Genomic DNA, 12,437 nt, shown 5'->3' on the forward strand with positions numbered 1-12,437 from the left:
GCATTGGATCGCCGCATCGACGCGGTGCTCACGCGTGCGGCGACGTTGGCGTCAGCGTTCGCATGGCAACTGGCCGGCTACGTGATCGGCGCGCTTTTCCTGAGGCCCGGATCGATTGGGCGGCGGATGAGGCGTTTGCCGAGGTGGTTCACTGGAATCCGGGCGTCGACCGCGTGTTGTGCGCGTCGCTGCGACGCTTCAAGAAAGCGCGCAACCTGGATGATCTGCGGGCGATCGTCGCGTCGATTCGCACGCTGCGCAGCGAGCGCTATGATCTGGTGCTCGATATTCACGGTGTCTACAGCGCGATCATTGCATTCATCGCCCGTTCGCGACGGCGTTATGGCTACTGCCGCGAGAACCTCGGCGAGGCAGGTGCGGCATTCGCGTACACTGACCGGTTTGATCGGCGAATTGCGTCCAACGCCTGGTATGCGATGCGCCGCAGTGTCAGCGATGCACTTGGCTATTCGATCGATGAACGCCCGCATTTCGGCCTGAAGCTGCCGCCCGCGTTGCCGCGATCGGTGACCGGTGAGCCGGCGCGGCGCGCCATGCTGTTCCACGCGACATCGGCCGATGCAAAAAAGTGGCCGGCCGGACATTGGATCGGCGTGGCTCAGGCCTTGACGGCGCGAGGCCTGCAGGTCGTATTGCCATGGGGTTCGGAACGGGAACACGACGAAGCCTGCCGGATCGCCGCGGGTGTGCCGCAGGCTCAGGTATTGCCCAAGCTCACGGTGACAGAGTGCGCGCAGCTGATCGACGCATCTGAACTCGTGGTTGGCATGGACAGCGGATTCGTGCATCTTGCCTATGCGCTCGGCAAGCCGACCGTGATGATCTTCACCGCGACTTCGCGTTCGCATTTCGGCATCGACATACCGGGTCGCGCCATATCAGTCGGCGACGAAGGGCGCTCGCCAGCCGTGCGCGATGTACTGGCTGCAATCGACTCGGTGTACCCGCCCGGGGTGGCAAGCGCCATTTCCGCGGGGCCTCACGTCGAACCGATCGTGGCTGTGAAGTCGTGTCCGGTGATAATCCCGTTCCGGCATGAGGCAGCTTGACCGTGCCGACGCCGTATGGTGGCCCATGCCGACGCGCGGCCCTCGTTGATACGCCGGGCAATGGACCTGTCACGGGTGAGCAGATTACTAGCGGCGCAGGGCCATTCGATCGAGACCGTTCAGTTGCTCCTTGAGCATGTCAGCTGGATTATGTCGCGTTGCCCGATGGCCCCGCAACGGTGAGTCGGCCCACGAACCGCCGAAGCGGCGTTTACGAGTGGCACCAAAATGACTTGGATAGATAGTCATTTCACGCTATAACAATGACAATGCCTATGGTCGTGTGACTTTAAGCGCATCGATGGAAGCCAACCAAGTTTCGAAGTCCGAATTCAAGGCGAAGGCGCTTGAATTTTTCCGCCAAGTCGAAGCGTCTGGCGAGAGTGTCGTCGTGACCGATCACGGCAAGCCGACGTTGGAGGTCCGACCGTACCGCAATCATGAGCGGAATTCCCTCGACGTTTTGCGCGGCTCCGTTGTCCGTTACGACGACCCGACCGAACCAGTTGACGTTGAGTGGTCGGCGGCTCAGTGATCGTTCTCGATACGCACGCGCTAGTCTGGTGGACAAACGGTGACGACGCCCTGAGTGAGCAGGGCAGCACTTGGGGCGCCGTCGCATCGATGTTACCAATCTACGGCCGTACACCGCCGTCAAACTTATAGCTTGACGCCCCGCAGATTGAAAGCGAATATCGGGCGCTTCTAGGTCGGCTTCCCGCATTGGACGCGTCTGGCAGGCGGAACTGATAACGGCATTAGCCGAAGTACTAGGCGCATTCTCATTATCTTCCCCGTCCTCCAAACATTATGCTTATCGTTATGATGTTGAGAGCGCGACGGTCGTTGATAAGACAATTATACGAAACACTGTTCCAATGGATGCAATGCCTGCCAGCGTCGCATCGGGGCGCGCCGATCGGGTATCGATGCTGCCAGAGGCACAAAGACCAGTGTACCTCGCTCATCTGCGGCATTTGACGCTGTCACTGCCGGAGCATCAATTAGGCAGCGCGTTACGCTACCTACCGGGTGCGTTAACGATGCTGCTACCGCCAGATCAACATGTACATGAGCTTTCGCTGCTCGAACCCGCCCTTGAGCGCGTGCTGCCCGCGCAGCGCTAACTAGCAGCGCTCGGGCTGCTCGATGAAGCATCGCGGTTGAACGACGCACTGTTCAAGCAGGTATGGCAGCGTGCGATGCGTTTGCTTGACGGCAGCAATGGCCCAGCATAGCGGAAGTGTTCTACGATATCCATTTACGGGTCGGACTGAAACTCAATAACCAGGTTTGATGTGCTGCAGCTCGACGCGTAGCACATAGTCGGGAGCCGACGAATTGGTTGAACGTAAGGCAGTTTTCGGGCCTGCGCCATCGGATTCGCGCTTATGCGGCTTGCTGCTCGACGTGCTCCGTCGGTATCAAGCGCCATGAAAGTCACTCGTAGATGCGGTTGCTGGGATGACCGGCAGCGCGCTCGAACACTGCGAGCAGGTAGGCAAATGGCTCGACGCCGTTCCGGTCAAGCTATAGACCACCGCCGCACTGTGGCCTCCTGCGTCGGAGCCTGTGAACAGATAGTTGCGCCTACCGAGCGCAAGCGATCGGATGGCTCGTTCGGCGGTGTTGTTGTCCGTCTTCACAGTACCGCGCGAGCGTTCGCCAGTGCGTCAGCAAGTATTTGATCGCCTTGGCCAGGCCAGACTTAACCGAGACTTGAGACAGCGTGTGTTCCAGCCAGACCTTCAGGCTGAGGAGCGAAGGCGCGCAACGTTGCTGACGGACCGATAGTCGTACGTCCGGTGTTTGGCCGCGAATTTTGCGCTCAACGGCATATTTCTTATTCGGCATTGGGCGCCTCTGAACCAAATCGTCGAGCGTGCCGCTGTTATCCTCGCATCCCCAGCGCTCCGGTTGCTGGTCGCTTTTCTATGGAATCTCCGGTCGCCTTTCCGTAGGATCGATGGTGGTTTTCACGTGGAATACGCACGCACCGCGTAGCTTAGCGGCCATGATACTGGTACCGAGCAGCAGAGTGACGATGGTTTTGTTGCATGCCGTACGAAGGTAATTACCGTTGCGCGGTCTAACCCAGCGTTGTAACTGGATAATCGGCCACCTTACCAAAACAGCGACACTAGTCCGATGTCGGGCTAAACATCGAAGCGTCACATAGCGGCAGCTAGATGATTGTAGCGCAGGCGGATGGCGATTAGCGGGCAGCCGGGGCGGGGTGATCGAGCTGCTTGGCGTCACGCAATCGCGGTGATGTCCGGCGTGCAGCCGGGTTTGCGTGCGGTGAAAGAGCGGCAAGGTCATTGGCGCTGAACATGACAATAGTTTTGCAGTGTCATACCGGATGCTGATGAAAAGATGCCAATATCGTGCCATGCTGCACGATTGGGCGAGCCGGGAATGAGCGACCGTGAGCTGATGTTTGGACGCGTGTTGATAAGTTGCGATACCACTGCTAAAGCATTCAAATCTGCAAAAATGCAGCGCATCGGCGGTATTTTGTGCCATCCTAAGCTGTAGCGGATCGACCACTGCAGTTTGTCGCAGTTAGCGCTTCGTCATTTTTTTGCCACCATTTGTCGGTTTAAGCAAGGATGAAGTGCTTGAGTGCTTCGAGGCTGATGCTTTATAGTCAGTACCACCTCATTCATCGTGAGCGATACATGGCAGCTAGACACGATGATTGGGCATGTCATGAGTCAGTGGCCAAACGATGAGGTGATTTGTCAGCGGACAGGGCTTTGCAATAGCCATTCCTGATGAATAAAACGATGTCTGGAGGGAACAACTATGAAGAAGTACCCCAGCTTGTATCGAATGGCGCCGTCCCTGTGCGGTGCAACTGTTTTTTCTGTCCATCCTGTTCTCGGACTTTTTCCACCGATCCCATTCTCAAGCTGTCTTGTGTAGTACGGAGCGATCACGCATGTTCCATCATGCGGGATGGTGACGACTGTCCTTAAAGCTACGTCAGGTTAACCTGTTCTTTTAAGCAACCTACTTTGGCTCAATCCAGCACGATCGAGTCACGGGCCTCGCTGGTCGCTTATCTGACGCAGCTGTATCGGGTTGCGCAGGCATTGGAGGCAGGCGCGGCGGATGTTTTCAAAGTCCGGCTCGTCTAGCGCCGGCCGGACACTATGGCAACGGCGGCCACGTTGTTATGCATGCAGCAGTTCAGCGGTGCTATTGTCAGATGCATACTTAGATGGAAAAAGATTGCATTCAGTGAAAATAGTCGAGAGATACCTGTAACCCATGCGAGGTAATGATGGAAACCGGGAACCTAGTAGAGAACGCTTCAGTGCGTGAGATTTTGGATGAAATTAAAGCATTCAACGAAAGCGAAAGCAGCCTTCCTCGCACAGATCTGGATGCACGACGAAAGCTTTATGCGCAGTCCCTCGATGATAAAGATATCGTCGAACGGGTTCAGGCGTTTAAGACGTATCCTGAAATAGATGGCGCCGCTGTATTGGCGAGCTATGATCTTTTACATGGAATATCTTATTTAGAGAAGGCGGTAGATCAAGCGCCGCAATCTATTCCTTATGCTGCAGCTATTGTTGCTATCTATCGAGGGGCCGAAGTTTGTTTGCATAACCTTGCTGTTCTCTCCGAACGCATGGTTCAGGACCTTGATTGTGAGCGTTATGGACAAGCATCGGTAAAAGCTAAGTGGTCAGCCTGCTTTCAAGACACACTGGTTCAGCTCTCACAAGCGCTTGTCGAAATGGATGATGGTTCGCTCGACGGTGAGCATCTGAGCCTAAGTGTTTCCGAAGGTTTGACGGCTTATCGTCATAGCGTAGGCTTGTTGCACCATTTCATGCGTACGCATGGGATGGAATCGGACAGCGACATTGCAACAAAAGACATAGACGATCCCAAAAGGTATGTGTATTTCAGTGAATATATCAATCGAAATACAGAGCTTATTTGGCTTTCTATTTTTAATGATGCACGTCTACCCGGCGTGTTCAGGCTGCCCGGGCAAGATGATGCGGCATTTTACCGACAGGTTGTCCGGGACGATGATATTCGAAGCGCGGTCGACTCGGTTGATTTGAAGAGCAGCACTTATCTGATGCAGTTTCGTGCCTATCACCAAATTAGTGAAATATTAACGCAAGTGGTTAATCAGTTAGGCTGCTCATGTATTACACTGATGCTGGATAATGATGAGGCGAATGGAAAAAATATCAGCGCAGCAATTGACATCTGTCACCGATTGCTCATGGTGGTAAATGACAATATTAAGCCAATTCTACGCACTTTGAGTCCAAAAGCCTATTCTGATATTCGTCCTGCGCTGGGGATCACGAGCGGATCTCATTCGGCCAATTTACGCAAAGGGCTTTTCGGTACCGTCTATCCGCTGCTAGTACGAGCTTTTAGACTGCGGCTAAGCGGCCTGAACGAGGATATTGCGAGGGATGATGACGCCATGCTGAAGTTAGCGATGGCTCTTATCAATAGCCAGCGTGATGGTTGGCAGGTGAGGGTAATGCGCGGCCTGATTTATTTACATCATCATGTGCGTCTCTGGAGAGATGAGCATATCCAATTCATTAAGACACAAATTGGTGTCGCACCTGAAGAAGAAGAACCAACTTCATCAATCTCAGGCTCTATTAATGCAGCCGCGAGTGCTCATCGATTTCGCGAAGTCCATCAACGCGATCCTATCGCGCCGCTTTACCTCGCTGTACGTGGAAGACCTTTCCCCGCTCCGCTGCCATTGCTTACAGAGGGTGGGTTCGATGAATATATGGCGCACAGAACAGCTAGTGCTGTCAAGACGATGTATGTTGACGTACAGCAACGCGCTCAAAAACGGCGGAAGAAGCACCGTACACATTAAAGCGGATTTATGTGTCTTTTGCTTTTGACCGGACTTGCCTAAGACGTTGGAGTGAAAATTATATTGGATCGATATGTTTGGTAAAGAGTAAGGCTATATTTTACAAACCCGATATTGACGAAAAAATTAGCGCAAACTTATAGGAATTGGCACAAGCTTATAGAATTACCAGGGTATTCGATGTGTTGCGTCAATTGAGGGGGCAAATGTTGAGCGCATTGTCGTCTTGAAGAAAGCGTGATGTTAACACCAGTGACTGGGTGAGTTGCAAAGGGCGAATAGGCTAAGTGCATTGCCGCCAGCAATGGATATAGGCATCTTTTTGGAGCGTTAAGGAATGAAGAAGCATTTCAATTTGCGTGAAGAAGATTGCGTTGATTCAGTGACGCTTCCTTTATCTGCTGCGCAAACCGAAATTTGGTTAGCTCAGCAGCTCCATCTAGAGAGCCCATGCTATAACGTTGCCCAATGTACGGAAATTTATGGCGCCATTGACCCGGCATTGTTTGAAACTGCTTTGCGGCAGGTGGTTGGGGAGGTCGATAATTTACGTCTTCAGTTTATTAAAAATAGCGACGGCCTTTGGCAGTTTGTGGGTTCACCACATTGGTCTTTACCCTTGGTCGATGCTAGTGGGCAAGAAAATCCACAGGCAGCTGCCGACACTTGGATGAAAGCCGATTATGAGCGGCCAGTGGATATCCTACATGGCCCGCTTTTCGGCTACGCTCTCTTCAAAACTGCACCTAACCGATTTATTTGGTATCAGCGCTGTCATCGGATTTTACTAGATGAAGTCGGGCTCATGCTGATTGCACAACGTGTGGCGCATGTGTACAGCGCTCTCATCAATGGCGCGACAGCCAGCGACTGCTCTTTTGGTTCGGCCTCGCTACTATTACAAAGTGAAGCACATTACCGTGCCTGTACTCAATTTAAGCGAGACCAAAAGTATTGGCTAAAGCATTGCGCCATTTTGCCCGAACCTACAACGCTTGCTGGACGGGAAGCAACGGCTTCCATTCATTGTTTGCGTCAGTCAATCCATATTGATAAAGCGGATCTATATAAGCATTGTACCAGCAATACTGAGGCGAGTTACCTTGCGCAACTTATTACGGCCACAATGGCTGCGTATATTTATCGATTAACTGGTGCGCAAGAGGTAGTGTTGGGTTTTCCAGTCGCAAGCCGACCAGAAGCAGATAAGTACGTGCCCGGCACAGCGGTTAATGAGCTTCCAATAAGACTTGCCGTGCAGCCGGATATAAGTCTGTCTTCATTGGTTAGACAGGTAAAAAAAGAAATTCAGCAGGGACTTCGTCATCAAAGTTATCAAACTGAATTGATAAGGCAAAGGTGGGGGCTGGCACAGAAACAACGAACGTTGGGCCCTACAATCAACTTTACGCTATTTGACTATATTCTTTATTTTGGGTCGCATACCTCTAGCACTAGTTATATTTTTAATGGTCCGGTTGGGGATTTATCAATAGCTTTTTATGATTTGCCTCATAATGACCAAATAAGAATTGATTTTGATGCAAACCCAGCGCTTTATACAATTGAAGATCTAAAATTACATCAAGATCGTTTCTTAAAATTGGTCAATGTTCTCTCCGCTAATCCTAAGCAATCGATAGGATGCGTCGATTTGCTTGACGCTACGGAGCGACAGCAGTTGCTGGTTGAATGGAATGACACTGCTCACCCTATGCCTGAAACGACGCTACCGGCTCTGTTTGAAGCCCAGGTGGCTAAAACACCGGATGCGATTGCGCTGGCTTTTGAAGATCAAACGATTAATTATGCTGAGGTCAATGTACGGGCCAATCGTCTCGCGCATCGACTGATTCAGCAAGGTGTCAAGCCAGAAACGCCGGTTGCAATTCTAATGCAACGCACGCCTGAACGGGTCATTGCGACCTTGGCCGTAATAAAAGCCGGCGGCGCTTATATGCCACTGCATGAGCAATGGCCCGATAGTCGGCTGCGTTCTTCGCTGACAGAAAGCCACGCGCCAATGGTACTCACCGATCGTGCTTTGAAAAAGAGATGCAGCGAGTTCGACGCCCGCATCATCGTCATCGACGCCGATTCTTTGCTTGAGGGTGAGCCAAGCCATAACCCGGCCGTGGTTTGTATGCCCGAGCAATTAGCGTATTCGATGTACACATCGGGCTCCACAGGGGAACCCAAGAGAATTGGCGTTACCCATCGCAATGTATTGAATCTGGCCTTAAACGAACGCTTGGCAAATGCCCGAGGTCGGGTGCTACTACATTCGCCACATGCTTTCGACGCATCTACGTATGAGTTGTGGACGCCGTTGTTGACTGGCGGGCAGGTCATCGTTGTGCCGCCTGGCGAATTTGACGCAAGAACTTTACAAGAAGTCATCGTATGCCACCAGGTCAATGCGCTTTGGCTGACCGCAGGGCTATTTCATCTAATGGCCGAAGGTGATGACTTTAGCTATCTCGGCAGTGTGCGTCAGCTGGTGGCAGGAGGCGATATTGTCTCACCAGCTGCGGTACAGCGGGTATTCGAACATTGTCCCACTCTCTGTGTCGCCAATGGCTACGGCCCAACTGAGGCCACGGTATTCTCAACCTTCCATTCGATGCAGGCGCCGTTCACGACGCAGGCTTCCATTCCCATTGGCACGCCGCTGGATAACGCGCAAGCCTACGTTTTAGATGCGGGGTTGCGTCCGGTGCCTATTGGCGTGCCCGGTGAGCTGTACATTGCCGGCACCGGGGTAGCCAGAGGCTATCTTGATCGCCCAGGGTTGACAGCTGAACGCTTCGTGGCAAATCCGTTTAGTTGCACGGGGACCAGGATGTACCGCACGGGCGATCTGGCACGCTGGCGTGCAGACGGCACGCTGGACTTTGTGGGCCGCGCCGATCAGCAGATCAAGATTCGTGGCTTTCGGATCGAGCCTGGCGAGATCGAGACGGCGCTATGCTGCCACCCAAGTGTGGCGCAAGCGGCGGTCATTGTCCGTGAAGATCGCCCCGGACACAAACAACTGGTGGGTTATGTTGTAGCCAATGCGCAGCACGCAGACGAATTGGAGCCGGCCGAATTGCGCCAGTATTTGGCGCAGCAGTTACCCGATTACATGGTGCCTGCGACCATCATGCGGCTCGCGGCACTACCGTTGACGCCCAATGGAAAGCTGGACCAAAAAGCGCTGCCTGCACCAGAATTTGTCTCGGACCACTACCGCGCGCCACGCACCTCGCAGGAGCAAACACTGGCCGAGTTGTTCGCCGAAGTGCTCGGCTTGCCTCGGGTGGGCGTCGATGACAACTTCTTCGACTTGGGTGGGCATTCGCTGCTGGCCACGCGTTTGATCAGTCGTATTCGCACAACTTTTAACCTCGAACTGGCGATTCGAACATTATTCGAAGTGCCTACTGTTGCAAGGTTGGCGCAGCGCCTCGCGCAAGAATGCACGACCGCGCGACCGTCGCTACGCCCATTGCAGCGTCCCAATGTGCTACCGCTGTCTTTTGCGCAGCGCCGGCTGTGGTTTATCCACAAATTTGAAGGACCCAGTGCAACCTATAACATCCCATTACCGCTGCGCTTATCCGGCGCATTGAATATAGATGCATTGCAAGCGGCACTGAATGACTTGTTGGCCCGCCATGAAAGCTTGCGCACTGTTTTCGCCGAAACCGATGGTGTCGCTGCACAAAACATCCTGCCCGTCGAATCGGCTTCATGCACATTGGAAATCGCCAACGTGGCAAACGATATGCTGCCGCAGGCACTGGAGCGGGCGGCGGCATATTGTTTTGATCTGTCTAGCGAGGTCCCACTGCGTGCTTGGTTGTTCCGTCTTAACGCGCAGGAGCACGTGCTGCTGCTATTGCTGCATCATATCGCGGGAGATGGATGGTCCCTTGCACCACTGGCGCGCGATTTGGGCCAGGCTTATGCCGCCCGGCTTCACGGACAAGCCCCAACCTGGGCGCAGCTGCCCGTGCAATACGCGGACTATACGTTGTGGCAGCAGGCGTTGCTTGGGAGCGAGGACGACCCCAATAGCGTCATCGCGAGCCAGTTTGCGTACTGGCAAGCGAGGCTGGCAGACTTGCCCGAGCAACTGACACTGCCTGCCGATCGTCCCCGTCCGCCCGTTGCCAGCTATCGTGGTGCTTGTTTGCCGATGCAGATTGACCCGGTATTGCATGGCAAATTGCAAACGCTGGCGCGTGAGCATGAAGCCAGCTTATTCATGGTGTTGCAAGCTGCGCTGGCCAGCCTGTTGACTCGCTTGGGTGCGGGCACCGATATTCCAGTAGGCAGCGCCATCGCTGGGCGTACCGATGAAACACTGGAAGATTTGATTGGTTTCTTTGTCAACATGTGGGTGTTACGCACCGACACCTCAGGTAACCCGAGTTTCAGTGCGTTGCTTGAGCAGGTACGTGAAAACTGCCTGGCCGCATATGCGCATCAAGATGCGCCGTTCGAGCGTCTGGTCGAGTTGCTCAATCCGGTGCGCTCAACCGCGCACCACGCGTTATTTCAGGTGGCGCTGGCACTACAAAATGCCGCAGTGAGGCCTTTCGATTTACCGGGGCTGCGCGTTGCGCCGGAACCCGTCGACATCCATACCGCGAAGTTCGATCTTTTCTTCAATTTTTATGAAACACCCAGCGCGAATGGCAGCGCGCAAGGGATGACCTGGTTTATTGAATACGCCACGGATCTATTCGATCACGATACAGTTGTGCGGCTCGCACAGCGCTTCACTCGCTTGCTTGCGGCAATTGCTAGCGATCCCGCACAGCCGATCGAGCAAATCGAACTGTTGGATACGGCGGAGCGGCAGCAGCTATTAGTTGATTGGAACAGCACCGCACAACCTGTATCTGCCACGACGCTGCCAGCGTTGTTTGAGGCCCAGGTGGCCAAAGCGCCTGACGCGATCGCACTGGCCTTCGAAGAGCAACGGATCAGCTACGCTGAGCTCGATATCGAGGCCAACCGTCTTGCGCATTACTTGATTGCCGAGGCCATTGGTCCCGAAGATATTGTCGCCTTGGCGCTGCCCCGTTCGCCACAGATGGTCATCGCGCTACTTGCCATCTTAAAGGCGGGCGCAGCCTATCTACCGCTGGATCCAGATTATCCGCCAGATCGGCTCGCTTTTATGTTGGCTGATGCCAAGCCTCGGCTGATCATCACCGATACGTTGACCGCCGAGCGCTTGCCCGACGCAAGCACCCAGCGGCTTTGCTTGGACGATGCGGCTGTCGTCGCACAACTGGCATGTCTATCGGATATCGCGCCGTGCGATGCCACACGCTGTCAACCGTTGCGGCCTGAGCATCCCGCTTATCTTATCTATACGTCAGGCTCCACCGGCAAGCCCAAGGGCGTTATTGTCACCCATGTTGGTATTCCGAGCCTGAGCGCCAGTCAAATTGAGCAGCTTGGCTTGACTGCGCACAGTCGTGTGCTGCAATTTGCGTCGCTTAACTTCGATCTTGCGCTGTGGGACCTGTGCATGGCGTTGCTCTCAGGCGCGACGTTAGTGTTGGCTCGTGCGGAGCATTTGTTGCCGGGAGAAGCGCTCGCGGCCCTTATTTCGCAGCAGGGTGTCACCCATGCGTCATTACCGCCCAGCGTCTTGGCGGCACAACCGGCCGAGAGTTTGGCTTCTTGCTCGCATCTAATCATGGCGGGCGAAGCGTGCCCGCCTCCGCTTGTAGAACGCTGGTCCCCAGGGCGACAGATGGCCAACGCCTATGGCCCTACTGAGACGACGGCATGCACGGTGTTGGGCAGCCTGTTGCCGAGTCCAACGCTGACCGAGACCGTATCACCCATTGGTCGTCCCGTTCGCAACACGCAAGTGTATGTGCTGGATACGCAACTGCAGCCCGTTCCCGCTGGCGTGCCGGGTGAACTGTACATTGCCGGCGCGGGACTGGCGCGTGGCTACCTGAACCGCGCAGGGCTGACGGCTGAGCGCTTCGTTGCCAATCCGTTTGACCGTACCGGTGCACGTATGTATCGTACGGGCGATCTGGTGCGCTGGCGCTCAGATGGCATACTTGACTTTCTCGGTCGCGTCGACCAGCAAGTTAAGCTGCGCGGTTTTCGCATCGAGCTTGGCGAGATTGAGACCGTGCTGTGCCGTCACCCGGCTGTGGCGCAGGCGGCGGTTATCGCGCGTGAAGACCACGCCGATCACAAACAGCTGGTGGGCTATGTTGTCCTGAACAAGGGGGCGACGCAGCGCAACCAGGCCGCTGAAGCGCGGCAGGTTGACGAATGGCAAAACATTTACGACGCTCACTATAGCCAGACTGAAGGGCATGCCTTTGGCGAGAACTTTAGCGGTTGGAATAGCAGCTACGATGATCAACCGATTCCGCTGACGGATATGCAAGCATGGCGCGCGGCGGCTGTTGCGCGCATTCTAGCGCTCAAGCCACGGCGGGTGCTTGAACTCGGCG

At 54.5% G+C, this 12,437-nt stretch carries 6 protein-coding genes and 2 pseudogenes; 6 read left to right on the top strand and 2 right to left on the bottom strand.

Going from position 1 to position 12,437, the window contains the following annotated elements:
* The first annotated feature begins 62 nt into the window (after positions 1–62).
* The 3 genes from waaC to B0O95_RS16800 all read left to right on the top strand — a co-directional run bounded on the left by waaC (position 63) and on the right by B0O95_RS16800 (position 2,197).
* The gene (gene waaC / locus B0O95_RS14750; protein ID WP_104078533.1) at positions 63–1,070 is read left to right on the top strand and encodes a lipopolysaccharide heptosyltransferase I; all 1,008 of its coding nucleotides are present in this window, start codon (positions 63–65) and stop codon (positions 1,068–1,070) included.
* Positions 1,071–1,371: 301 nt separating this feature from the next.
* Positions 1,372–1,605 carry a type II toxin-antitoxin system Phd/YefM family antitoxin gene (locus B0O95_RS14755; RefSeq protein WP_104078531.1) on the top strand — a complete coding sequence of 78 codons (234 nt, stop codon included), beginning with the start codon at positions 1,372–1,374 and terminating at the stop codon, positions 1,603–1,605.
* A gap of 352 nt (positions 1,606–1,957) precedes the next feature.
* Positions 1,958–2,197 (top strand): hypothetical protein, encoded by a 240-nt coding sequence (locus tag B0O95_RS16800; RefSeq protein ID WP_233203436.1) that lies wholly within the window; start codon positions 1,958–1,960, stop codon positions 2,195–2,197.
* Between the two features lie 313 nt (positions 2,198–2,510).
* On the opposite strand, the pseudogene B0O95_RS17085 reads toward B0O95_RS16800, so the two are convergent.
* Positions 2,511–2,579, bottom strand: a pseudogene (locus tag B0O95_RS17085) (hypothetical protein); the annotation flags it as partial.
* A 101-nt stretch (positions 2,580–2,680) separates the two neighbouring features.
* Positions 2,681–2,924, bottom strand: a pseudogene (locus B0O95_RS16805) (IS66 family transposase); the annotation flags it as partial.
* Positions 2,925–4,090: 1,166 nt separating this feature from the next.
* On the opposite strand from B0O95_RS16805, the gene B0O95_RS16975 reads away from it, so the two are divergent.
* From B0O95_RS16975 to B0O95_RS14780, 3 genes are all read left to right on the top strand, one after another.
* The gene (locus tag B0O95_RS16975; protein ID WP_255779361.1) at positions 4,091–4,213 is read left to right on the top strand and encodes a hypothetical protein; all 123 of its coding nucleotides are present in this window, start codon (positions 4,091–4,093) and stop codon (positions 4,211–4,213) included.
* Between the two features lie 179 nt (positions 4,214–4,392).
* Positions 4,393–5,952: a hypothetical protein gene (locus B0O95_RS14770; RefSeq protein ID WP_233203438.1), complete on the top strand. Its 1,560-nt coding sequence runs from the start codon at positions 4,393–4,395 to the stop codon at positions 5,950–5,952.
* A gap of 337 nt (positions 5,953–6,289) precedes the next feature.
* The coding region (locus B0O95_RS14780) for a non-ribosomal peptide synthetase (RefSeq protein WP_146064107.1) at positions 6,290–12,437 on the top strand (6,148 nt) is incomplete at its 3' end.

Source organism: Mycetohabitans endofungorum (assembly GCF_002927045.1).
Classification (GTDB): domain Bacteria; phylum Pseudomonadota; class Gammaproteobacteria; order Burkholderiales; family Burkholderiaceae; genus Mycetohabitans; species Mycetohabitans endofungorum.

Excerpts from the sequence above, each read along its gene's own strand:
- waaC (WP_104078533.1), top strand. The coding sequence starts at position 63 with ATGGCAACTGGCCGGCTACGTGATCGGCGCGCTTTTCCTGAGGCCCGG.
- B0O95_RS14755 (WP_104078531.1), top strand. The coding sequence starts at position 1,372 with ATGGAAGCCAACCAAGTTTCGAAGTCCGAATTCAAGGCGAAGGCGCTT.
- B0O95_RS16800 (WP_233203436.1), top strand. The coding sequence starts at position 1,958 with ATGCCTGCCAGCGTCGCATCGGGGCGCGCCGATCGGGTATCGATGCTG.